The organism is Isoptericola luteus, from assembly GCF_020297055.1.
Taxonomy (GTDB): Bacteria; Actinomycetota; Actinomycetes; order Actinomycetales; family Cellulomonadaceae; genus Isoptericola; species Isoptericola luteus.
The window spans coordinates 76,413-99,896 of sequence record NZ_JAIXCQ010000007.1; the positions used below are offsets into that span (position 1 = coordinate 76,413).

At 73.8% G+C, this 23,484-nt stretch carries 19 protein-coding genes; 7 read left to right on the top strand and 12 right to left on the bottom strand.

The features are described from left to right. The first annotated feature begins 143 nt into the window (after positions 1–143). Entirely contained in the window at positions 144–2,909 is a 2,766-nt protein-coding gene (acnA, locus tag LEP48_RS11230) for an aconitate hydratase AcnA (protein ID WP_225565690.1), read from the top strand. A gap of 152 nt (positions 2,910–3,061) precedes the next feature. Here acnA and LEP48_RS11235 read toward each other — a convergent pair whose 3' ends face one another. Continuing rightward, complete coding sequence (locus LEP48_RS11235; RefSeq protein WP_225565691.1) at positions 3,062–3,922, bottom strand: alpha/beta fold hydrolase; 861 nt, start codon at positions 3,920–3,922, stop codon at positions 3,062–3,064. A gap of 83 nt (positions 3,923–4,005) precedes the next feature. Here LEP48_RS11235 and LEP48_RS11240 point away from each other — a divergent pair, with 83 nt between their 5' ends. Further along, positions 4,006–4,704: a TetR/AcrR family transcriptional regulator gene (locus LEP48_RS11240; RefSeq protein WP_225565692.1), complete on the top strand. Its 699-nt coding sequence runs from the start codon at positions 4,006–4,008 to the stop codon at positions 4,702–4,704. 2 nt (positions 4,705–4,706) lie between these two features. Here the strand turns inward: LEP48_RS11240 and LEP48_RS11245 are convergent, their stop codons facing one another. The 5 genes from LEP48_RS11245 to guaB1 form a co-directional block, all read right to left on the bottom strand. Beyond that, complete coding sequence (locus LEP48_RS11245) at positions 4,707–5,150, bottom strand: DUF1801 domain-containing protein (protein WP_225565693.1); 444 nt, start codon at positions 5,148–5,150, stop codon at positions 4,707–4,709. A gap of 35 nt (positions 5,151–5,185) precedes the next feature. Beyond that, positions 5,186–6,127 carry an aminoglycoside phosphotransferase family protein gene (locus tag LEP48_RS11250; RefSeq protein ID WP_225565694.1) on the bottom strand — a complete coding sequence of 314 codons (942 nt, stop codon included), beginning with the start codon at positions 6,125–6,127 and terminating at the stop codon, positions 5,186–5,188. 20 nt (positions 6,128–6,147) lie between these two features. After that, positions 6,148–6,870 (bottom strand): DUF4241 domain-containing protein, encoded by a 723-nt coding sequence (locus LEP48_RS11255; RefSeq protein ID WP_225565695.1) that lies wholly within the window; start codon positions 6,868–6,870, stop codon positions 6,148–6,150. Positions 6,871–6,938: 68 nt separating this feature from the next. Beyond that, positions 6,939–7,634, bottom strand: coding sequence for an NUDIX hydrolase (locus tag LEP48_RS11260; protein WP_225565696.1), 696 nt, complete (start codon positions 7,632–7,634; stop codon positions 6,939–6,941). Positions 7,635–7,700: 66 nt separating this feature from the next. Continuing rightward, a complete protein-coding gene (gene guaB1, locus LEP48_RS11265; protein WP_225565697.1) occupies positions 7,701–9,149 on the bottom strand; it encodes a GMP reductase in 1,449 nt (482 codons plus the stop codon). 164 nt (positions 9,150–9,313) lie between these two features. Between guaB1 and dxs the strand changes: the two genes are divergently transcribed. The 5 genes from dxs (at position 9,314) to LEP48_RS11290 (ending at position 15,933) form a co-directional block, all read left to right on the top strand. Continuing rightward, entirely contained in the window at positions 9,314–11,203 is a 1,890-nt protein-coding gene (gene dxs / locus LEP48_RS11270) for a 1-deoxy-D-xylulose-5-phosphate synthase (RefSeq protein WP_225565698.1), read from the top strand. 42 nt (positions 11,204–11,245) lie between these two features. Further along, positions 11,246–11,914 carry an HAD family hydrolase gene (locus tag LEP48_RS11275; RefSeq protein WP_225565699.1) on the top strand — a complete coding sequence of 223 codons (669 nt, stop codon included), beginning with the start codon at positions 11,246–11,248 and terminating at the stop codon, positions 11,912–11,914. A gap of 100 nt (positions 11,915–12,014) precedes the next feature. After that, positions 12,015–14,285: a formate C-acetyltransferase gene (pflB, locus tag LEP48_RS11280; RefSeq protein WP_225565700.1), complete on the top strand. Its 2,271-nt coding sequence runs from the start codon at positions 12,015–12,017 to the stop codon at positions 14,283–14,285. Position 14,286: 1 nt separating this feature from the next. Continuing rightward, a complete protein-coding gene (gene pflA / locus LEP48_RS11285; RefSeq protein ID WP_225565701.1) occupies positions 14,287–15,150 on the top strand; it encodes a pyruvate formate-lyase-activating protein in 864 nt (287 codons plus the stop codon). Between the two features lie 15 nt (positions 15,151–15,165). Next, positions 15,166–15,933: a PIG-L deacetylase family protein gene (locus LEP48_RS11290; RefSeq protein WP_225565702.1), complete on the top strand. Its 768-nt coding sequence runs from the start codon at positions 15,166–15,168 to the stop codon at positions 15,931–15,933. 43 nt (positions 15,934–15,976) lie between these two features. Here the strand turns inward: LEP48_RS11290 and LEP48_RS11295 are convergent, their stop codons facing one another. From LEP48_RS11295 to LEP48_RS11320, 6 genes are all read right to left on the bottom strand, one after another. Then, positions 15,977–17,089 (bottom strand): carboxylate-amine ligase, encoded by a 1,113-nt coding sequence (locus LEP48_RS11295; RefSeq protein WP_225565703.1) that lies wholly within the window; start codon positions 17,087–17,089, stop codon positions 15,977–15,979. A gap of 43 nt (positions 17,090–17,132) precedes the next feature. Beyond that, positions 17,133–17,759 (bottom strand): MSMEG_1061 family FMN-dependent PPOX-type flavoprotein, encoded by a 627-nt coding sequence (locus LEP48_RS11300; RefSeq protein ID WP_225565704.1) that lies wholly within the window; start codon positions 17,757–17,759, stop codon positions 17,133–17,135. Between the two features lie 163 nt (positions 17,760–17,922). Continuing rightward, positions 17,923–20,052, bottom strand: coding sequence for a 3-hydroxyacyl-CoA dehydrogenase NAD-binding domain-containing protein (locus LEP48_RS11305; RefSeq protein ID WP_225565705.1), 2,130 nt, complete (start codon positions 20,050–20,052; stop codon positions 17,923–17,925). A 6-nt stretch (positions 20,053–20,058) separates the two neighbouring features. After that, on the bottom strand, positions 20,059–21,366 hold the full coding sequence (locus LEP48_RS11310; protein ID WP_225565706.1) for a thiolase family protein: 1,308 nt from the start codon (positions 21,364–21,366) through the stop codon (positions 20,059–20,061). Between the two features lie 266 nt (positions 21,367–21,632). After that, entirely contained in the window at positions 21,633–22,859 is a 1,227-nt protein-coding gene (locus LEP48_RS11315) for an HRDC domain-containing protein (RefSeq protein ID WP_225565707.1), read from the bottom strand. Next, positions 22,856–23,467, bottom strand: a complete 612-nt coding sequence (locus LEP48_RS11320) for a DUF3000 domain-containing protein (protein WP_225565708.1) — start codon at positions 23,465–23,467, stop codon at positions 22,856–22,858. Before LEP48_RS11320 ends, LEP48_RS11315 begins: the two co-directional genes overlap by 4 nt. Between the last annotated feature and the right edge of the window lie 17 nt (positions 23,468–23,484).

The following is a 23,484-nucleotide window of genomic DNA, read 5'->3' on the forward strand; positions in this document are numbered from 1 at the left end:
GCTATGCTGGGCGTAGCCCGGCGGCGCGTGCGTACGCTGGGCGGAGCCCCCCGGAACATCCCGGCGTCGGACCGTCTCGGTGCAGCCTCGTCGCAGCACGGCACACGGTGTCCGCGCCGACCAGCCCCGTAGAAGGAGCCACTGTGAGCAGCGTGGACACGTTCGGATCAAAGGGAACGCTGGAGGTGGGCGGGAAGTCGTACGAGATCTTCCGCCTGGCCGCCGTCGAGGGCGTCGAACGCCTGCCGTACTCCCTGAAGATCCTCGCCGAGAACCTGCTGCGCACCGAGGACGGCGCCAACATCACCGCCGACCACGTGCGCGCCATCGCGTCCTGGGACCCCGACGCGCAGCCCGACACCGAGATCCAGTTCACGCCCGCGCGCGTGATCATGCAGGACTTCACCGGCGTGCCCTGCGTCGTGGACCTCGCGACCATGCGCGAGGCCGTCGCCGACCTCGGCGGGGATCCCAAGCAGATCAACCCGCTCGCGCCCGCCGAGATGGTCATCGACCACTCCGTGCAGATCGACGTCGCCGGCCGCGCCGACGCCTTCACGCGCAACGTCGAGTTCGAGTACGAGCGCAACCACGAGCGCTACCAGTTCCTGCGCTGGGGCCAGACGGCGTTCGACGACTTCAAGGTGGTGCCCCCGGGCACGGGCATCGTCCACCAGGTCAACATCGAGTACCTGGCGCGCACGGTCATGACGCGCGAGGTCGAGGTGGACGGCCGCAGCGTGCTGCGCGCGTACCCCGACACCTGCGTCGGCACCGACTCGCACACGACGATGGTCAACGGCCTCGGCGTGCTCGGCTGGGGCGTCGGCGGCATCGAGGCGGAGGCGGCCATGCTCGGCCAGCCCGTGTCGATGCTCATCCCGCGCGTCGTCGGCTTCAAGCTCAACGGCTCCATCCCCGCGGGCGTGACCGCGACCGACGTCGTGCTCACCATCACCCAGATGCTGCGCCAGCACGGCGTCGTCGGGAAGTTCGTCGAGTTCTACGGCGACGGCGTCGCCCAGGTGCCGCTCGCGAACCGCGCCACCATCGGCAACATGAGCCCCGAGTTCGGCTCCACCGCCGCGATCTTCCCGATCGACGGCGTGACGCTCGACTACCTGCGCCTCACCGGCCGCAGCGACGAGCAGGTCGCGCTCGTCGAGGAGTACGCCAAGGAGCAGGGCCTGTGGCTGGACCCGAGCGCGGACAGCTACGTCGAGCCGACGTTCTCGGAGTACCTCGAGCTGGACCTCGGCACGGTCGTGCCGTCGATCGCCGGCCCGAAGCGCCCGCAGGACCGCATCGAGCTCTCCCACGCCAAGACGGAGTTCGCGCGCGACCTGCCGAACTACGCGCCCGACGTCGTCAACATGATCGACCAGTCGGAGATCGAGTCGTTCCCGGCCTCCGACTCGCCGGCCGTCGGCGTCCGTCCGGTGGCCACCTACCCGGTCACCGACACCCAGGGCCGTTCGTACGACCTCTTCCACGGCGCGGTGGCGATCGCCTCGATCACGTCGTGCACCAACACCTCGAACCCGTCGGTCATGCTCGCCGCGGCGCTCCTGGCGAAGAAGGCCGTCGAGAAGGGCCTCGAGGCCAAGCCGTGGGTCAAGACGTCGATGGCGCCCGGCTCGCAGGTGGTGACGAACTACTACGAGAAGGCGGGCATGTGGCCCTACCTCGAGAAGCTCGGGTTCCACCTGGTGGGTTACGGCTGCGCCACCTGCATCGGCAACTCGGGCCCGCTGGACGAGAAGATCTCCGAGGCCGTGAGCGAGCACGACCTCGCCGTCGTCTCCGTGCTGTCCGGCAACCGCAACTTCGAGGGCCGCATCAACCCTGACGTGAAGATGAACTACCTGGCGTCCCCGCCGCTGGTCATCGCGTACGCCCTTGCCGGGACGATGGACTTCGACTTCGACGTCGAGCCGCTGGGTCGCGACGAGGCCGGCGACCCGATCTTCCTCAAGGACATCTGGCCGTCGGCGGAGGAGGTCCAGGCCACGATCGACTCCTCCATCGACCGGGACATGTTCACCAAGGACTACGCCGACGTGTTCACCGGCGACGAGCGGTGGCGCGCGCTGGAGACGCCCGAGGGCGACACGTTCTCCTGGGACCCCGAGTCCACCTACGTGCGCAAGCCCCCGTACTTCGAGGGCATGGGTGCGCAGCCGGAGCCGGTCTCGGACATCGCCGGGGCGCGCGTCCTGGCGAAGCTCGGCGACTCGGTCACCACGGACCACATCTCGCCCGCCGGCGCCATCAAGGCGGACAGCCCGGCCGGCGTGTACCTGGCCGAGCACGGTATCGGTCGTCGTGACTTCAACTCCTACGGCTCGCGCCGCGGGAACCACGAGGTCATGATCCGCGGCACGTTCGCGAACATCCGCCTGAAGAACCAGCTGCTGGACGGCGTCGAGGGCGGCTACACGTTCAACTTCGTGAAGAACGCCCAGGACACCATCTACGACGCCGCGCAGGACTACGCCGCCCAGGGCACCCCGCTCGTCGTCCTCGGCGGCAAGGAGTACGGCTCCGGCTCGTCGCGCGACTGGGCCGCCAAGGGCACCGCGCTGCTGGGGGTCAAGGCCGTCATCACCGAGTCGTTCGAGCGCATCCACCGCTCCAACCTCATCGGCATGGGCGTGCTGCCGCTGCAGTACCCGGCGGGCGAGTCCACGCAGTCGCTGGGGCTGGACGGCACGGAGACGTTCGACATCTCGGGCGTCACCGCGCTCAACGAGGGCACGACCCCAGAGACGGTGAAGGTCACCGCCACCAAGGCCGACGGCTCGGTCGTCGAGTTCGACGCCGTGGTGCGCATCGACACGCCGGGCGAGGCGGACTACTACCGCAACGGCGGCATCCTGCAGTACGTGCTGCGCTCGCTCGTCGCCTGAGCCGGTAGCGCAACGCAGGGCTCGGTGCACGTATCGACTGAGCCTGGTACCGCACGACGACGGCGCCCTGTCCCTCCACGCGGAGGGGCAGGGCGCCGTCGTCGTGTGCCGGGGTGCGACCGTCCGGGGCCCTCGGCGCGCGAGCGGGCGGGTCAGCGGGCTCGCGCGGGGGCGGTGACGTGCGTGACGACGGCGTCGTGCACGCCCGGGTCGTCCAGGACGCGGTTGTGCCCGAGGCCGTTGGTGAGGACGAGCTCGCTGCCCGGGTGCGCCGCGTGCAGGCGCTGCGCGTCCTCGGGGTCCGTCATCCGGTCGCCGGAGTCCTGGACGAAGAGCGTGGACACGTGCTCGGGCACGGGGTGGGCGGTGAGGGTCAGCCGGTCGCGGACGCCCGGCCCCGAGCCGGGGAAGGTGCGCTCGACGTGCGCGCAGAAGCGCTCGTGCAGGGTGTCGGGGATGCCCGCGAACCGGAGGAAGGTCGCGCCCACCGCGTCGAACCCCGTCGGCGCGGCGAGGGAGACGAACCGGTCGGCCGCGAAGCCCTCGTGGAGCGCGAGGCCCGCGGACAGGCCGCCGAGCGAGTGCCCGACGACGGCCGTGAACGGCCCCTCGGCGGCCTGGACGGCGTGCATCGTGGCGATGTGCTCGACGGCGGACATGCGCCGCCCGGTGGACTCGCCGTGCGCGACGCCGTCGAACGCCACGACCCGCATGCCGGCGTTCTCGAGGGCGACCACGAGCGGTGCGAGGCGTGACGCGCGCAGCTGCCAGCCGTGCACGAGCAGCACGGCGGGCCGGTCGGGGGAGCCCCAGGCGTAGGTGACGACGCGCTCGCCGTCCACGTGGACCGTGGCGCGCGACGCGCGCTGGTGCACGTCGCGGTCGACGTCGCGGACCGCGGCCCGCGGGCCGACCCGCCAGAAGGTGCGGGCGCCGACCCGGACGGCCAGCGGCGGTGAGACCGCGGAGAGCACGCGGAAGCCGGTGCTGACGACGGTGGGGACGTAGGGCACGGGAGCCTCCGGAGTATCTGTACGGTCGTTCGCATTGCAACTCTCGCACCGTACCACTGAACGAACGGTCGTACACTCAACTCATGACCCCAGGAGGTGCCATGAGCCAGGAGCAGGTGGCGGTGACGGCAGCGGAGCCGGCGACCGACGGCCGCCGGGCGCGCGGCGACCGTTCGCGCCGGGCGGTCCTCGACCGTGCCGTGCAGGTCGCGTCCGTGCAGGGCCTCGACGGTCTGACGTTCGGTTCGCTGGCGCAGGCCGCTCCGGTGAACAAGAGCGGGATCGCCGGGCTCTTCGGGTCCAAGGAGGGGCTGCAGGTCGCCGCCGTGGCGCGCGCCCGCGAGGTGTTCCGCCAGGCGGTCGTGCTGCCCGCACGGGACGGCGACCCGGGCCTGCCGATGCTCTGGCGCACGGTCCTGGCGTGGTGCGCGTACTCGGCGGACCGGGTGTTCGAGGGAGGCTGCTTCTTCCGGACGGCGGGCGCCGAGCTCGACGCGCGTGCGCCGGGGCCGGTCCGGGACGCCGTCGTCACGGCGCTGCGGGACTGGGACGCCTACCTCGCACGCCTGGTCCGGGACGCCGTGGCGCGCGGCGAGCTGGGTGACGGCACCGACGTGGACCAGCTGGTCTTCGTCATCGACGGAGCCCTGGACCGCGCCGACCTCGCCTCGCTGCTGCTCGACGACGCCGCGGCCTACGACCGCGCCAGGGCAGCAGTACGGGCCGTGCTCCTCGCCGCAGGGGCGTCGCAGGGCCTGCTGCGGGAGCCGGGCGCGAGCTGACGTTACGCACCGCCCTCGCCGGCCCGCCGGCCGAACGTGTCCGCGGTGAGCGTCGCCGACGAGTCCCGCACGATCTGCTCGAGGACGTCGAGGTCGACCGTCGCGAGGTCCTTGAGGTACAGGCAGCCGACGCTGCTCGTGTGCGGGCCGAGCCCGGCCAGGGCGTCCGCGTGCGCCTCGACGCCGTCCGGCAGGTAGACCACGGTCGCCGTGGTCCGCGGCGAGAACGAGGCGGCGGGTGCGTGCCCGCTCCGTCCGGTCGGGTAGGCGAACCGGTACTCGCCGAAACCGACGATCGACGTACCGAACATCCGCGGCGGCTCGCCGGTTGCCCGGGTCATGAGGTCGAGCATGGTGTGCGCGTCGCGGCGCCGGGCAGGCCGGGCGACGGCGGCCACGAACTCGCGAGGGTCGGCGTCCGTCCAGGTGGTCTTCTGCGTGGCCATGCGCCCAGTGTGCCGCGACCGGGCGGGCCACGTCCTCAGGCCAGCAGGTGGGCGAGGCCGTGCTCCCCGATCGGCACCATGCGCGGGTGCTCGCCGGGGTGGGCGAGCATGTTCGTCGCGTACAGGAGCGCCCACGCGCGCGCCCTGACCCACGTGGCCTCGTCCCAGCCTCGCCCGTGGGCGGCGTGGGCCTGCACCGCGTTCCGGAACCGCGCCAGCCCGGCGGCGTCGAAGCAGAGCCAGGCCGCGCCGAGGTCACCGGCGGGGTCGCCCGAGGTGACGTCGCCCCAGTCGACGACCGCGAGCCGGAGACCCCCGCCCCCGCCGGGCACCACGAGGTTGGCCGGGTGCGGGTCGCCGTGCAGCCAGACGGGCGGGCCGTCGAATTCCGGCGCGGCGAGCGCCGACCGCCAGACCGACCGGGCGGCCTCCCGCCGGCCGGGCGGGACCAGGTCGAGCCGCGCGGCCAGCGCCGCGGGGTCGCGGGCCTCGGCCCGCCGGGCCAGGGGCACCCCGCGGACCCGGTTCGCGGGGGCGTCCGGCGGAGCCGGCACGTGCAGGGCCGCGAGGAAGCGGCCGAACGTGCCCGCCCAGGCCGTCCGGGCGGCCACCGGGGTCCGGTCGGCGCCGACGCCGTCGACCCAGGGGACGACGGTCCAGGACCACGGGTAGCCGAGCGCCGCGCTGGGCCGACCCGCGCGCACCAGTGCCGGGACCGCGACGTCGGGCGCGGCGGCCCGGAGCCGGCCGGCGAGGAGGGGCAGGGCCTGCTGCTCGTGCAGCACCAGCTCGGCCGCCGCCGCGCGCCGCGGCAGGCGCAGCGCGAGCTCGTCGCCGACACGCAGCATGACGTTGTCCCAGCCGTGGGCGACGACGCGCGGCTCGCCGGCGTCCAGGAGGTCGGGGTGCTGCTCGGCGAGCAGCGCGCGGGCGAGCGGGACGTCGACGTCGATCTCGGCGGCAGGCACGCGGGTCATCATCCCGGATCACCCGCGTCTCAGGAGGCGGCGGTCTCCTGCTCCCGGGGCAGGTGCGACCACCAGGGCTCGTGGGTGACGGCCTGCAGGTCGACGTGGACGCCGGTCAGCGTGCCGTCCTCGGCGTGGGTCGTGACGACCGGGTAGAAGCCGTCGCCCCAGCCGGAGTGGGAGATCACCACGTTCTCGCCGCCATCGACGCCGGGGAGCGCGACGTTGGCCGCGCCGGGGACCAGGTGGTCCGTGGAGTCCTGCAACGTGAACCATGCGTCAGGGCCGTCGTGCTCGACCACGTCCTCGTACCAGTCGTCGACCCGGGCCAGCGCGACCCGGACGCCGGCGGCGTCGGCGAACCCCACCGTCCCGGCGTCCACGCCGACGCCGTGGCAAAGGTTCTCCCCGGACTCGTCGGCAGTCCCGTCCGTGGCGTCCGCGAGGGCGCCCGCGGGCACGAACGGACGCACCTCGGCGGCGGGCCGCCCGTCCAGCACGACGGACAGGTACGCCTCGCGCGGGTGACTGCCGTCCTGCTCCGGAGACACGTCCGCGACGGTGAGCCGGACCGGGTGGCTGCCGGGCGGAACGGGGATCTCGAGGCCCTCGCCGAGCGTGACGTACGGGTCGCTGGCCTCGAGCCGGCCGGAGGGCACGTTCACCGGGCCGAGGTCGTGCACGGTCAGCGCGTAGGGGATGCCCTCGGGCCGCCCGGTGCGCAGCGCGAAGAAGGTGTCGGTGCTGGTCATGCTCGGAAGATAGCCGTCGCCACCGACGGCCACCGACGGCCACCGACGGCCCGGCAGCGCCCGGGTGCTCAGAGCTCGAGCTCCCGGCCCCGGTCCCACGGCTCCGTCCAGCCCAGGTGGTCGAACATCGTGTCGAGGATGCCCGCGGTGAAGCCCCACACGAGGTGCGTGACGTCGCCGTCGTGCACCTGGAAGCCGGGGCCGCGCCAGGTGTTGCCGCCGCGCCGCACGACGGTCGTGACCCGGCGCGCCGGGTCGACGAGGTCGGCGACCGGCGCCCGGAACACGTGCGCGGACTCGGCATGGTCCACCACGCGGACCGGCGAGGGGCGCGCCCACCAGGCGAGCACGGGGGTGACCACGTGGTTGCTCACGGGCATCGGGAGCTCGGCGAACGTGCCGAGCACCTCGACGCCGCCCGCGTCGAGACCGGTCTCCTCGGTGGCCTCGCGCAGGGCAGCGTCGACGACGCCCTCGCCGGGCTCGACCCGGCCGCCCGGGAACGCGACCTGGCCGGCGTGCGTGCTCAGGGTGGTGGCGCGAGCCAGCAGGAGGACGTCGAGGTCCGGGGCCAGCGCCTGCGACTGTGCGACGTGGTCGGCGGCGAGGTCGTCGAGGACGCCGAAGAGGACCAGGACCGCGGCGGGTCGTGCGGCCGCGGCGCTCATCGCGCCGCGCGCGTACGGCCACGGACCGGGGAACGCCGGGTCCCGCGCCAGGCCCTCGAGCTGGGCCCGCGCCGACGCGGGCTCGGAGGTGGTCATCCGGGCAGGCTACCGCCGGCCGGGAGCGATGCGTCGTCGCCCCGCACCGCTACCAGCTCGGGTCCGCTACCAGCTCGTGGCGAGCGGCATGCCCTCGGCGTAGCCGGCCGCCGACTGGACGCCCACCAGCGCGCGGTCGTGGAACTCGGCGAGAGTACGGGCGCCGGCGTAGGTGCAGCTCGAGCGCAGGCCCGCCGTGATCTCGTCCAGGAGGTCCTCGACGCCGGGGCGCAGGGGGTCCAGATACATCTTGCCGGTGGAGATGCCCTCCTCGTAGAGGGCCTTGCGGGCCCGCTCGAACGCCGAGCCCGCGCCCGCCGTCCGCGCGGCGACGGCGCGTGCCGAGGCCATGCCGAAGGAGTCCTTGTACAGGCGGCCCGTGCCGTCGTCGTGCAGGTCTCCGGGGGACTCGTACGTCCCGGCGAACCAGGAGCCGATCATCACCTGGGACGCGCCGGCGGCGAGCGCGAGCGCGACGTCGCGCGGGTGCCGCACGCCGCCGTCCGCCCACACGTGCCTGCCCAGCTCGCGGGCGGCCGCCGCGCACTCCAGCACGGCGGAGAACTGCGGGCGCCCGACGGCCGTCTGCATCCGGGTGGTGCACATCGCGCCCGGGCCCACGCCGACCTTGAGGATGTCGGCGCCCGCCGCGACCAGGTCGCGCACGCCCGCCGCGGTGACGACGTTGCCCGCGACGACGGGCACCTGCGGGTCGACCGACCGGACCGCCTCCAGGGCCTGCAGCATCTTGGCCTGGTGCCCGTGCGCGGTGTCGACCACCAGCACGTCGACGCCGGCGTCGAGCAGGTCGCGCGTCTTGGCCGCGACGTCGCCGTTGATGCCGACGGCCGCGCCGACGCGCAGCCGGCCGCCGGCATCGAGGGCCGGGCGGTACACCGTCGAGCGGACGGCGCCCTTGCGGGTCAGCACGCCCGCCAGGAGGCCGTCGCGCACCACCGGCGCGAGGTGCACCTTGGCGGCGTGCATCCGCTCGAAGGTGGCCTCCAGGCCGTCGGCCTCGAGCTGTGCGACGTCGATGGAGACCAGGTCGTCGGACATCACCTGGTGCACCTGCGCGAAGCGGTCGACGGTGCCGCAGTCGTGCTCGGTGACGACGCCGACCGGGCGCCCGTCTGCCACGACCACCGCGGCGCCGTGGGACCGCTTGCCGAGGAGCGTGAGCACGGTCGACACGGTGTCGCCCGGGCCGACCACCACCGGTGTCTCGACGACGGGGTCCTTCGACTTCACGTCGGCGACGACGTCGGCGACGACGTCGACCGGGATGTCCTGGGGGAGGATCGCGACGCCGCCGCGGCGGGCCACGGTCTCGGACATCCGACGGCCGGCGACGGCGGTCATGTTCGCCACGACCACCGGGATCGTGGTGCCGGTGCCGTCGTCCGACGCGAGGTCGACGTCGAAGCGGCTGGTCACGTCCGAGCGGGACGGGACCATGAAGACGTCACCGTAGGTGAGGTCGGTGGTGGGCTGCTGGCCGGAGAGAAAGCGCACGGGTCGTCCCCTGAGTCCTCGTGCCGCGGACGGGTCGACCGTCCTGCGGGCGCGTGCCGGTGGTCACGTGTTCCCGTCGGCACCCCTGAACCTATCGTCCCCGTCGTGCACGTGGGAGTGACGCAGACCGCTTACAGTGGTCCGGTTATGTGGAGGAGTGACACATGGGTCTGTTGAGCGGCATCCGCTCGCCTGAGGATCTGCGCCGGCTGACCCCGGCGCAGACGACGCAGCTTGCGGGGGAGATCCGGGCGTTCCTCGTCGATCAGGTCTCGCGCACCGGCGGGCACCTGGGCCCGAACCTCGGGGTGGTCGAGCTGACGCTCGCCCTGCACCGGGTGTTCGACTCGCCCCGGGACACGCTCGTGTTCGACACGGGCCACCAGGCCTACGTGCACAAGCTGCTCACGGGGCGCCAGGACTTCTCGGCGCTGCGCAAGCGCGGCGGGATGTCGGGCTACCCCTCGCGGGCCGAGTCCGAGCACGACGTCGTGGAGAACTCGCACGCGTCCACCGCGCTGTCGTGGGCCGACGGCATCGCCAAGGCCAACGCGGTCACCGGCCGCCGCGACCGGCACGTCGTGGCCGTCATCGGCGACGGTGCGCTCACCGGCGGCATGGCCTGGGAGGCGCTGAACAACATCGCGGCGTCCGAAGACCGGCGGCTCATCGTCGTCGTCAACGACAACGGCCGCTCGTACTCCCCGACGATCGGCGGCGTCGCGCACCACCTCGACACCCTGCGCACCACGCGCGGCTACGAGTCGTTCCTGCAGTGGGGCAAGCGCACGCTGCACCGCACGGGGGCGCCGGGCCGGTTCGCGTACGACTGGTTGCACGGGCTCAAGAAGGGCCTCAAGGACGTCGTCGCGCCCCAGGGCATGTTCGAGGACCTGGGCCTGAAGTACGTGGGCCCCGTGGACGGTCACGACGAGCTGGCGATGGAGCACGCGCTGCGCCGCGCCAAGGCCTACGGCGGGCCGGTCATCGTGCACGCGATCACCGAGAAGGGCCGCGGCTACACGCCCGCCGAGCAGGACGTGGCCGACCGCTTCCACGCCGTCGGGCGGATCCACCCCGAGACCGGGCTGCCCGTCGCGCCGTCCCGGTTCGGCTGGACCAAGGTCTTCGCCGACGAGATGGTCAAGGTCGGCAGGGCGCGTACGGACGTCGTCGCGATCACGGCGGCCATGCTGCACCCCGTCGGCCTCGCGCCGTTCGCCGAGGAGTTCCCGGACCGGACCTTCGACGTCGGCATCGCCGAGCAGCACGCCGTCACGTCCGCGGCGGGCATGGCGTTCGCCGGGCTGCACCCGGTGGTGGCCGTGTACGCCACGTTCCTCAACCGGGCGTTCGACCAGGTCCTCATGGACGTCGCTCTGCACTCCGCCGGCGTGACGTTCGTGCTCGACCGGGCGGGGCTGACCGGCGACGACGGCGCGTCGCACAACGGCATGTGGGACATGGCGATGCTGCGCATCGTGCCCGGCCTGCGCCTCGCGGCCCCCCGCGACGAGCCCACGCTGCGCGCGGCGCTGCGCACCGCGGTGGACGTCGACGACGCCCCCACGGTGATCCGCTACGCCAAGGGCGCGCTGACCGACGAGATCCCCGCGGTGGCCGAGCTCGACGGCGTGGACGTCGTCGCGCGGCATGTCCCGGGCGCCGGCGCGGCGGCGGGCAGGCGCGTCCTGGTCGTCGGCGTCGGGTCGATGGCCGGCGCGGCCCTCGCGGCCGGGGAGTCGCTCGCCGCCCACGGTCTCGAGGTGGACGTCGTCGCCCCGACGTGGGTGCTGCCCGTGCCGGAGGCGCTGGTCAAGCTGGCGGGGGAGCACGACCTGGTGCTCACCCTCGAGGACGGCCTCGTCGACGGCGGCGTCGGCGCCACCGTCGCCCAGCGGGCGGCGGAGCAGGGTGTGCGCACGCCGTTCGTGCACCGCGGCGTGTCGAAGAGCTTCCTCGACCACGCGACCCGCGACCAGGTGCTCACCGCGCAGCGGATGCGCGCGGAGGACGCCGTGCGCGCGGCGCTGGCGGCGCTCGCGGACGCCTGAGACGCTTGCCCTCGGGCTGTGGTCCGCGGGTAGCCTCGCCGCATGATCTGGCTCCTGGACCTCGACAACACGCTCGTCGACCGCGCGGCGGCCTTCGGGGCGTGGGCGTCGGACGCCGTCGCGCAGGTGGGCGGCACCGCGGACGACCTGGCGGCGATCGTCGCCGCCGACGAGGGCGGGCACGGCTCGAAGGAGGCGCTCGCGCGCGTCATCGTCGACCGGCTCGGCTGGCCGGACGACGTGCCCGCGGCGATCGAGCGGTTCCGGGCGGGCATCCTCGCGGGCATCCGCCCCTACGACGGCGTCCTGCGCTCCCTCGAGGTGCTGCGCGCGGCGGGCCATCGTGTCGCCGTGGTCACGAACGGCGCGTCCGCCCAGCAGCGCGGCAAGATCGCGCGCTGCGGCATCGAGCCGCACGTCGACGCGATCGTCGTCTCCGGGGAGGAGGGCGTCGCCAAGCCCGACCCGCGCCTCGTGGAGGTCGCCCTCGACAGGCTCGGGGCGTCGGACGTCGACCGTCGTGACGTGTGGATGATCGGCGACGCCGCGCACGCGGACGTCGCCGTGGGACGGGCCGCGGGCACGCGGACCGGCTGGGTGTCCCACGGCCGGGCCTGGCAGGGCGGCGACCGGCCGGACGTCGTCGCACCTGCGACGCGCGAGGTGATCGCGCTCGCCGCTTCCCCGCGGTCGCGGGGTGCGGTGGGTTGACCCCGCGCACCGTGTGTCTGGGACGTCACAGGCCGTCAGAGCATCTTGTGAAAGTTTTCACGATATCCTCGGGGTAGTGGACGACCCGAAGGAGCGAGGCATGACGACCGACGCGGTATCCGCCACGATCGACACCACGACGAGCACGGCCTGGCGAGGGTTCGCCCCCGGGCCGTGGTGCGACGAGGTCGACGTGCGGGACTTCCTCCAGCGCAACTACGCCCCCTACGAGGGCGACGCCTCGTTCCTCGCGGGACCGACGGAGCGCACCACCGGGGTGTGGAGCCGGCTCTCGGCGATGTTCCCGGCCGAGCGCGCCAAGGGCGTCCACGACGTCGACCCGCACACCCCGGCAGGCATCACCGCGCACGGCCCCGGCTACATCGACGCCGACGCCGAGCTCATCGTCGGGCTGCAGACCGACGCGCCCCTCAAGCGGGCGATCATGCCGAACGGCGGCTGGCGCATGGTGGCCGGCGCGCTGAAGACCTACGGCTACCCCGTCGACGAGGACCTCGAGAAGTTCTTCACGACGCACCGCAAGACGCACAACCAGGCCGTCTTCGACGTCTACCCCCCGGCCGTGCGCGCCGCGCGCAGCTCTCACCTCATCACCGGCCTGCCCGACGCGTACGGGCGCGGCCGCATCATCGGCGACTACCGGCGCGTGGCGCTGTACGGCGTCGACCGGCTGATCGAGGCGAAGAAGGTCGACAAGCTCCTGCTCGACACCGAGCCGTTCAGCGAGCGGGTCGCGCAGGAGCGCGAGGAGCACGCCGAGCAGATCCGGGCGTTGGGTGAGCTCAAGGAGATGGCCGCGTCCTACGGGTATGACGTCTCGGGGCCGGCCACGAACGCCCGCGAGGCCGTCCAGTGGCTGTACTTCGGCTTCCTCGCCGCGGTCAAGGAGCAGAACGGCGCCGCGATGTCCCTCGGCCGCACGTCGACGTTCCTGGACGTGTACCTGGACCGCGACCTGCGCGCCGGCGTGATCGACGAGTCGCGGGCGCAGGAGCTCATGGACGACTTCGTCATCAAGCTGCGCATCGTGCGGTTCCTGCGCACCCCCGAGTACGACGCGCTGTTCTCCGGCGACCCGACGTGGGTCACCGAGACCATCGGCGGCATGGGGTCGGACGGGCGGCCGCTCGTCACCAAGAACTCGTTCCGCATGCTGCAGACCCTGTACAACCTGGGCCCGGCACCCGAGCCCAACATGACCGTGTTCTGGAGCGACCGCCTGCCGGCGGGCTTCAAGGACTTCTGCGCCCAGGTCTCGATCGACACCTCCGCCGTGCAGTACGAGTCGGACGACGAGATCCGCGCGGCCTGGGGGGACGACGCGGGCATCGCCTGCTGCGTGTCCCCGATGGCGATCGGCAAGCAGATGCAGTTCTTCGGTGCGCGGGTCAACCTCGCCAAGGCGCTGCTGTACGCGATCAACGGCGGCCGCGACGAGATCACCGGCGCGCAGGTCTCGCCCGCGTTCCCGCCGGTGACGCCCGGCCTGGCGCTCGACTACGAGGACGTGCGGGACCGCTTCGACCGCACCATGGACTGGCTCGCGGAGACCTACGTCGAGGCGCTCAACTGCATCCACTGGTCCCACGACAAGTACGCGTACGAGCGTCTGGAGATGGCGCTGCACGACCGCGAGGTGCTGCGCACCATGGCCTGCGGCATCGCGGGGCTCGCCGTGGCCGCGGACTCGCTGTCCGCCATCCGCTACGCGACCGTGACCCCGGTCCTCGACGACCGCGGCGTCGTCGTCGACTACGTCACGGACGGCGACTGGCCCGCGTACGGCAACGACGACGACCGCGTGGACGACATCGCGGTCGAGCTGGTCGAGTCGTTCATGGCCAAGGTGCGCAGGCACCGGACCTACCGCGACGCCGTCCCTACCCAGTCGGTGCTGACCATCACCTCCAACGTGGTGTACGGCAAGGCCACCGGGAACACGCCGGACGGCCGCCGCGCGGGCGAGCCGTTCTCCCCGGGCGCCAACCCGATGAACGGACGCGACACGCACGGCATGCTCGCCTCGGCCCTGTCGGTCGCCAAGCTGCCCTACGCGCAGGCGCAGGACGGGATCTCGCTGACCAACACCGTGGTCCCCGCCGGCCTGGGCCGCACGCGCGACGAGCAGGTGGGCAACCTCGTCGGCCTGCTCGACGCCTCGTTCGGCGCGGGCGGCTACCACATGAACGTGAACGTGCTCGTGCGCGAGACGCTCACCGATGCCATGGAGCACCCCGAGAAGTACCCGCAGCTGACGATCCGCGTGTCGGGCTACGCGGTGAACTTCGTGCGGCTCACCCGCGAGCAGCAGCTCGACGTGCTGTCGCGCACCTTCCACGGGGAGCTCTGAGATGACTGCCGGCCCGGCGACCCTGGATGCCCCCTCGTCCCGGCGCCGGGCCGGCGCAGGCCTGCGGGGCATGGAGACGGCCGACGTCGACCGGGACGAGCGGCTCGCGCTGATGCGGACGGGCGAGCTCGGCTCCGTGCACTCCTGGGAGCTCGTCACCGCCGTCGACGGCCCCGGGACCCGCCTGACCGTGTTCCTGTCCGGGTGCCCGCTGCGGTGCCTGTACTGCCACAACCCGGACACGCTGGCGATGAAGGACGGCGAGCCGGTGCTCGCCGAGGACCTGCTGGCACGGGTGGCGCGGTACCGCGGCATCTTCGCCGCGACGGGTGGCGGGATCACCCTCTCCGGGGGCGAGGTGCTCATGCAGCCCGCCTTCGCGGCGCGCGTGCTGCGCGGGGCGAAGGAGCTCGGCGTGCACACCACGCTGGACACCTCCGGGTTCCTCGGGGCGAACGCGACGGACGCGATGCTGGACGACACGGACCTCGTGCTGCTCGACATCAAGGCGGGCGACGAGGAGACGTACCGCCGGGTCACGGGGCGGTCCCTGGCCCCGACCCTGCGGTTCGGGCGGCACCTCGCCGAGCGCGGCGTGCGGGTCTGGGTGCGCTTCGTGCTGGTCCCCGGGCTGACGGACGACCCACGCCAGGTCGGCCTCGTGGCCGACCACGCCGCCGCGATCGAGGCGGTGCGCCCCGGCACGGTGGAGCGCGTCGAGGTGCTGCCGTTCCACCAGATGGCCCGCGACAAGTGGGCCGAGCTGGGCCGCACCTACGAGCTCGCGGACACGCCGCCGCCCACGGCGGCCGCCACCGAGGCCGTGCGCGAGGTGTTCCGGTCCCGCGGCCTGACGACGTACTGAGCTAGCGTGGGCGCCATGACGACCCCCGAGGACGCGGGCTCCGGCAGCGCCGCGCTGACACCGCTCGACGAGGACTGGTCGACGGCGCTGGCGGTGGTCGCGCACCCCGACGACATGGAGTTCGGGGCCGCGGCGGCGGTCGCCCGATGGACCGGCCAGGGCAAGCGCGTCGCGTACGTCATGGTCACCAGCGGCGAGGCCGGGATCGACGGCCTGCACCCGGACGAGTCGCGGCGCGTGCGGGAGGCGGAGCAGATCGCCTCGGCCCGGGCCGTGGGCGTCACGGAGGTCGAGTTCCTGGGCTTTCCCGACGGCGTGATCGAGTACGGCCTCCCGCTGCGCCGCGCGATCGCGGGCGCGATCCGCCGGCACCGCCCCGAGGTGGTCGTCACCGGCAACTACCGCGAGTCGTTCCCCGGCGGGATGCTCAACCAGGCCGACCACGTCGCCACCGGGCGCGCCGTCGTCGACGCCGTCCGCGACGCCGGGAACCGCTGGGTGTTCGCCGACCAGCTCGAGGCCGACGGGCTCGAACCCTGGGGCGGCGTGCGGCAGGTCTGGGTGGCGGGGTCCCCGGACGCCGCGCACGCCGTCGACGTCACCGCCACCTTCGACGCGGGCGTCGCCTCCCTGCGCGCGCACGCGGCCTACCTCGACGGGCTCGGCTGGGACGGCTTCGACCCCGCCGAGTTCCTCGGCGGCATGACGACAAAGACCGGGGCGGCGTTCGGGACCCGGCACGCGACGGCCTTCGAGGTGCTCAGGATGGGCTGGGAGGACTGACCCGCTGGGCGCTCGCCGCGCCGTCGCGTGCTGCGATGCGGCGCTAGGCGTGCGTCGCGGCGACCGCCCGCTCGACGACGTGACGTGCGTCGCCGTCGCCCTCCGCGAGCCAGGCGCGCTGACGCGCGGCGCCGTCGCCGCCCGCCCAGAGCCGCCCGAGGAGCTCGGTGACGTCATCCAGGTCGCCGGAGTCCGCCAGGGCCTCGCGCACGTGTGCGACGAGCTCGCCGACGGCGTCGTGCGCGGGCACCGGCCGCCACGTGCGCGGGGACAGCAGCACCTCGCTGAGCCCGGACCGGCCGGCCCGCCAGGAGGCCGCGCGCAGCAGCTCGGTGTGCAGCTCCGGCGCGGGAAGACCGTCGGCGGTCTCGCGCGCCGCGGTCTCCACGAGCGCCCGCGCGAGCGCCGCCAGCAGCGTCGCCGTGTCCGCCTCGAGGCAGACGTCGGCGATGCGGATCTCGACCGTCGGGTACCTCGCGGACAGGCGGGCGTCGTAGAAGACCATGTTCTGGTCGAGGACGGTCCCGGTGGCCACCAGCGCGGCGACCGAGTCGTGGTACGCCTGCGGGCTGCCGAACGCCCGGGTCGGCCCGGCCGTGGGCCAGCGGGCCCAGACCTGTGAGCGGAAGCTGGCGTAGCCCGAGTCCTCTCCCTGCCAGAACGGCGAGTTCGCGCTCAGGGCGAGCAGCACCGACAACCACGGCCCGATCCGGTCCAGCACGGCGACGCCCTCCGTGTCGTCGGCGACCGCGACGTGCACGTGGCACCCGCTGGTGAGCTGCTCGCGCGCCGTGAGCCCGAAGCGGGCGCGGGCCTCGAGGTAGCGCAGGCTGGGCACGGTGGTGCCCTCGAAGGGCAGCGGCGACGTGGCGAGCGCCGCGACCCGGGCACCCACCCGGTCCGCGGCCGCCTGCGCCCTGGCGCGCCCCGCGCGGATCTCGCCGGCCAGGTCGGACAGCCCGCGGCGCGGGTGCGTCGCCGTCTCGAGCTGCTCCTCCATGAACTCCGTCTCGAGCGCTCCGGCGCCCTTGCCGTGGGGGCTCGCGACAGCCCTGGCCGTCTCCGAGGACTCGAGGGCCTCGGACGCCTTCGCGACCGGGCCCCCGTCCGCCCCCACCAGCAAGAACTCTTCCTCGACGCCCATGGTGCGTTCCATGCGGGAAGTCTCACACGGTGGGGCCGTTGCCGCTCGGGTCGCCTCAGCCGTAGATCTTCGCCGCGTACGCCGGGCCGTAGTACTCGTCGAGGTCGGCGACGGTGTCGTCGGGGCGCTCCAGCGCCTGCGCCAGCACCGCCCGCCGCGGGACGGCGTCGGGGGCCCAGGTCTCCGGGTCCCAGAGGCGGGAGCGCAGGAACGCCTTCGGGCAGTGGTGGAAGACCTCCCGCACGGACACCTCGAGCACGAGGGTGGGCACGTGCCCCCGCACCGTCAGGTCCGGCGCGTAGGGGACGTCGCGCAGCACGCGCGCGGTGCCGTTCACGCGCAGGGTGTCGGTGCGTCCCGGCACGACGAAGACCAGCCCGACCTCGGGGTTGGCGAGAACGTTGTGGAACCCGTCGGCGCGGCGGTTGCCAGGGCGCTCGGGCAGGGCGATCGTGACGTCGTCGAGCACGTGCGCGAACCCGGCGGGGTCGCCCTTCGGGGAGACGTCGGCGTACCCGTCCGCGTCGGCCGTGGCCACGAAGCACAGGGGAGAGGCGGCCAGCCACTGCCGGTCCAGGTCGTGCAGGCGTGGCCGGACCTTGCGCCGTGCGGTCGGGAGCGGTTCGCCGACGACCTCCTCGAGCTCGGCGACGGACGTGAGGGGCGTGCCTCCGTGGTCCATGGCACCAACTTAGCGCCGGTGACGAGGGTGCCGTGAGGGCGAGGGACGCCGGTGGACACGTGGGCAGACGCCGACGGCCGGCCCTCGGGCGTGAGGGCCGGCCGCCGGGCCGCCGGGCCGCGGGGCGGCCGGCGGATCCCCGTGAGGAGAGTGTCGGATCGTGTCAGGCGACGGACGACTCGGGGATTCCTGCGACGCCGTCGGGCAGCAGCCGGCGGCCGAGCACGCGCTCGCTGTAGCCGGTGCGGTCCAGGTACGGCGTGATACCACCGGTGTGGAAGCCCCACCCGGCGCCGAGGATCATGCACAGGTCGATCTGCTGCGGCGCGGCCACGACGCCCTCGTCGAGCATGTGCCCGATCTCGGTCGCCAGGGCGGTGAGCACCGAGTCCAGCACGCCCGCGGCGTCGAGGACCCCGGGCTCGCCCGCGCGGGCGGGGCCGAAGACGTCCTGGACCGCGGGGTCGACGGGCTTGGGCAGGCCGGGCGCCGGGGCGTCCAGCACGACGCGCGTGGAGTCGGCGACGATCTTCTCGAGCCCGGGCGACGTCGGGAAGCGGTCGCCGAGGTCCTCGCGCAGCGACGTGAGCACGTGCAGGCCCACCGCCGGCCCCACCAGGTCGAACAGCGCGAAGGTCGGCATGGGCAGGCCGAGCGGGGCGAGCGCCGTGTCGGCGACCTCGACGGGCGTGCCGTTCTCGATCGCCTCGACGACCTTGCCCATCACGAGCACGAGCAGGCGGTTGACGACGAAGCCGGGACGGTCGGCGACGAGCACCGCCGTCTTGCGCAGCTTCTTCGTGACGGCGAACGCCGTGGCGAGGGCCTCGGGCGACGTCTCGGTCGCCTGCACCACCTCGACCAGGGGCATCTGGGCCACCGGGTTGAAGAAGTGGATGCCCACGACCCGCTCGGGGTGGCGCAGGTCCGCGGCCATCTCCGTGACCGACAGCGCCGAGGTGTTCGTCGCGAGGACGGTGTCCTCGCCGACGATGTCCTCGAGCTCGGCGAAGACCTTCTTCTTGAGGCCCATGACCTCGGTCACGGCCTCGATGACGAGGTCGCAGGACGCGAAGTCGCCGATCTCGGTGGTGCCGGTGATGCTCGCGGAGATCCGCGAGGCGGCCGCGGGCGTCATCCGGCCGCGAGACACGAGCTTGTCGGTGGTGGCCTTGACGAAGCCGAGGCCCTTGGCCACGCGCTCGGAGTCGAGGTCCCGCATGACGACGGGCACGCCGAGCCGCTGCGAGACGAGCAGGGCGATCTGGGCGGCCATGAGGCCCGCGCCCACGATGCCGACCCGGGTCACCGGGCGGGCGAGCTTCGGGTCGGGCGCGCCGGCCGGCTTCTTGCCGCCGGACACGAGCTGGAACGCGTACACGCTCGCGCGCATCTCGTCGGTCATGATGAGGTCCGCCAGCGCCACGTCCTCGGCCTCGAAGGCCTCGGCACGGGTCGCGTTGCGGGCCGCGGCCATGAGGTCGAGCGCGCGGTAGGGCGCCGGGCGCGAGCCCGCCACCACGGCGTCGAGCTGCTTGCGCGCGCCCGCGACGACGGCGTCCCACACGGGCTGCGGGTCGAGCTCGCGGCGGGTCACGGTGACCTCGCCGCGCACGACGCGGGCCGCCCACGCGATGGACTGCTCGAGGAAGTCCGCCGCCTCGAACAGCTCGTCGACGAGGCCGATCTCGTGGGCCTCCGCGGGCTTGTACGGCCGCTGCGCGGCGGGCCGCGTGAGGATGACCTCCAGGGCCTTCTCGATGCCGACCAGGCGGGGCACCAGGTAGGCGCCGCCCCAGCCGGGCACGAGGCCCAGGCCGGTCTCCGGCAGGGCGAGTGCCGGGGCGTCGGACGCGACCGTGCGGTAGTCGCAGTTCAGGGCGACCTCGAGGCCGCCGCCCAGGGCCAGGCCGTTGACGAACGCGAACGTGGGCACGCCCATGGTGTGCAGCAGCTCGTAGGCGGCGTGACCGCTGCGGCCGAGCTCGAGAGCCTGCTCGTGCGACGTCACCGTGGACACCTGGAGCAGGTCCGCGCCGGCGGCGAGGAAGTACGGCTTGCCGGTGACGGCGACCGCGGCGATCTCGCCGCGGCCCGCGCGCTCCTGCTGGGCGGTCAGCGCGGCCGTGAGCTCGGCCATGCCGAGCGGTCCGAGCGTGCTCGGCTTGGTGTGGTCGAGCCCGTTGTCGAGCGTGACGAGTGCGAGGGTGCCGGCGCCGCCGGGGAGCTCGACGTCGCGCACCAGCGCGTGGGTGACGCGCTCGGTGCGGGGCTCAGAGGTGGTCGTGGTCATGTGTGGTCAGTCCTCCTGTGCCGAGACGTGGCCCGAGTAGTCGGCGTGGTGCGGGTTCTCCCAGATCACGGTGCCGCCCTGGCCGAGGCCCACGCACATCGTCGTGATGCCGTAGCGCACCTCGGGGTGCCGGGTGAACTGGTGGGCGAGCTGCATCATGAGGCGCACGCCGGAGCTGGCCAGCGGGTGGCCCATCGCGATGGCGCCGCCGTACGGGTTGACCCGCTCGTCGTCGTCGGCGATGCCGTAGTGGTCGAGGAAGCTGAGCACCTGGACGGCGAAGGCCTCGTTGATCTCGAACAGGCCGATGTCGTCGATGGTCAGGCCGGCCTGGGCGAGGGCCTTGTCGGTGGCGGGGACCGGGCCGTAGCCCATGATCGACGGGTCGACGCCCGCGAACGCGGAGGCGACCAGGCGCATGCCGACCGGCAGCCCCAGCTCGGCGGCAACGTCACCCGAGGCGAGCAGCGCGGCGGTGGCGCCGTCGGTCAAGGGGGAGGCGTTGCCGGCCGTGACGCGGCCGCCAGGGCGGAACGGCGTCTTGAGGTTCGCGATGCCCTCGACGGTGGTCCCCGGGCGGGGCAGCTCGTCGGCGGTGGCCAGGCCCCAGCCCTGCTCGACCGAGCGCACCGCGACGGGGACGATCTCCGGGCCGACGTCGCCGTTCGCGACCGCCTTGGCGTACTTGGCCTGGCTGCCCACGGCGTAGGCGTCCGCGCGCTCCTTGGTCAGGTGCGGGAACTTGTCGTGCAGGTTCTCCGCGGTGACGCCCATGTTGAGCGCCTCCGGGTCCACGAGGCGCTCGGCCAGGAACCGCGGGTTCGGCTCGGCGTCGAAGCCCATCGGGTGGCGGCCCATGTGCTCGACGCCGCCCGCGACGACGACGTCGGCGTTGCCGAACGCGATGCCCGAGGCCGTCGTGGTGACGGCCGTCATGGCGCCCGCGCACATGCGGTCGATCGCGAAGCCGGGGACGGACGCCGGCAGGCCGGCCAGCATGCCCACCGTGCGACCGAGGGTCAGGCCCTGGTCGCCCTGCTGGGTCGTGGCGGCGATGGCGACCTCGTCGACCCGGTCGCCGGGAAGCTCGGGGTGGCGGCGCAGGAGCTCGCGCACGGCCTTGACGACGAGGTCGTCGGCGCGGGTCTCGGCGAACAGGCCGTCGGGCCGCGCCTTGCCGAACGGCGTGCGCACGCCCTCGACGAAGACCACGTCGCGCAGCGCGCGGCGGGCAGGGTTCCGGGTGGTGCCGGGGGCGTTCTGGGTGGCCAGCTCGCTGGGCACCCCGGCGGGCACCTCGCTCGACACAGTCATGGCAGCTCCATCCGATTGCGATGGTCGGGACTTCGGCGTCCGACGAGCGACGCCGCTCAGGGAGCACGGGCAGCGGGTGGCCGTGCTGCGGTACACGCTACCGCGAGTACCGGTAAAAGGATAGACCACCCTGAGACGCGGTATCACCGCACGTCGTCAGGCTCTCGTGCACGTCCCGGTGCACGCGGCACAGCCAGGTGCGAACGCGCGCGACCGGTCAGGCCCAGGTGCACCGGTACGTGCACCAGGGCCTGACAGCTCAAGGGTCAGGGAACGGCGAGGACGGGCGCGAGACGGCCCGCCAACAGGTCGATCTGCCAGGGCCGTGCGCCGCGCCCGCGCAGGAACGCGGCGACCTCGTCCGCTCCGCCAGGCTCGGGCGGAGTCCAGCACAGGCGGCGCAGGGCGTCGGGCTGCAACAGGTTCTCCGCTGGCACCGAGAGCCCCGTGGACAGCTCGGCCACGACCTCGCGGGCCTCGGCGAGACGCCGGGCTGCGACGGGGTCTCGGTCCGCCCAGGTACGCGGCTGGGGCGGTCCGTCGGTCTTGGGCCCGCGCAGGGAGGGCAGCTGCTCCTCGGGCAGCGCGAGCGCCTCGTCGATCGCGCGCTGCCAGGCGGGGGCACGGCGACGGGTCGCCTTGCCGGCGAACTCGGGCAGCGCGGTGAGCTGCGGCACCGTGCGCGGCAGCACCCGTGCGGCGGCGACGATCGCCCGGTCGGGCAGCACACGGCCGGGGGCGACATCGCGGGCGCGGGCGCTGGCGTCGCGGGCGAACCAGAGGCTGCGCACCACCGCGAGCCGCCGCCGGTCGCGCAGGGCGTGGCTGCCCGACGTACGCCGCCAGGGGTCCGGGCGCGGCGGTGGCGGCGTGGCGGTGCGCACCGCCTCGAACTCCTGCGCCGCCCACTCGGCCTTCCCGGCCGCGTCGAGGCGCTCGGCCAGCAGGTCGCGCAGCTCGACGAGCACCTCGACGTCGAGGGCCGCGTACCGCAGCCAGTCCTCCGGCAGGGGGCGTGTGGACCAGTCGACCGCCGAGTGCTCCTTCGCCAGGCCGAGCCCGAGCAGCTCGGCCACGACGGCGGCGAGCCCGACGCGCTCCATCCCGAGCAGCCGCGCGGCGAGCTCGGTGTCGAAGACGCGGGCCGGCCGCAGGCCGTGCTCGGCGAGGCCCGGCAGGTCCTGGGACGCGGCGTGCAGCACCCACTCGACGTCGCCGACGGCGTCGCCGAGCGGGGACATGTCCGGGACCCCCACGGGGTCGACCAGCGCGGTGCCCGCCCCCTCGCGGCGGACCTGCACCAGGTAGGTGGCCTGACCGTAGCGGTAGCCGGAGGCGCGCTCGGCGTCCGCCGCGACCGGCCCGGTGCCCCCGCCGAACCGCTCCACGACGCGTGCGAAGGCCTCCGCGGAGTCGATCACGCGCCCGACGCCGTCGGCGGGCTCGGTCAACGGGGTCACGTCGGGTGCGGTCGGCGGCAGGGTGGAGCTCATGGACCCAGGGTAGGAGGTCGTGCGCGGGAGGAGAGCGCGGTGACACCGTCGGGCAGCGGCGGCAGGCCTCCCGCGGTGGCCATGAGGTCGGCCCAGACCGCCAGGTGCGCCCCGAGGTCCGTGTCCTCGGGCGTCCACGACGCGCGGATCTCCAGGTCGACGGCGTCGGGTGTCGACGACAGCGCCCCGAAGCTCTGCGAGACGACGCGGGTCACGGTCCCGCCCGCGCTGCGGACCGCCACCCGCGCGGTGCCGAGCGCCTCCGTGACCCACGACCACGCGACCTCGGCCAGCAGCGGGTCGGCGGCGAGCTCGGGCTCGAGCGTGGCCCGTACCAGCGTCACGACGCGGAAGGTCCCGTGCCAGGTCTCCTGCCCCTGCGGGTCGTGCAGGACGACGAAGCGCCCCGAGGCGACCTCGCCGCCGTCGGTCCCGGCGCCGTCGTCGCCGGCGACGATCTCCCCCTCGAGGGCGACGGAGAACGGCGCGATCCGCGTGGGACCGGGGATCTCGGCGAGGTGCACGTCGGTGCGCAGGCGACGCTCGCGCAGCGACGCGAGGGCGGCTGCGAACGGGGCGGGGACGGGCTCCCCGGTGTGACCGGTCACACGGGCCACCGTACGGC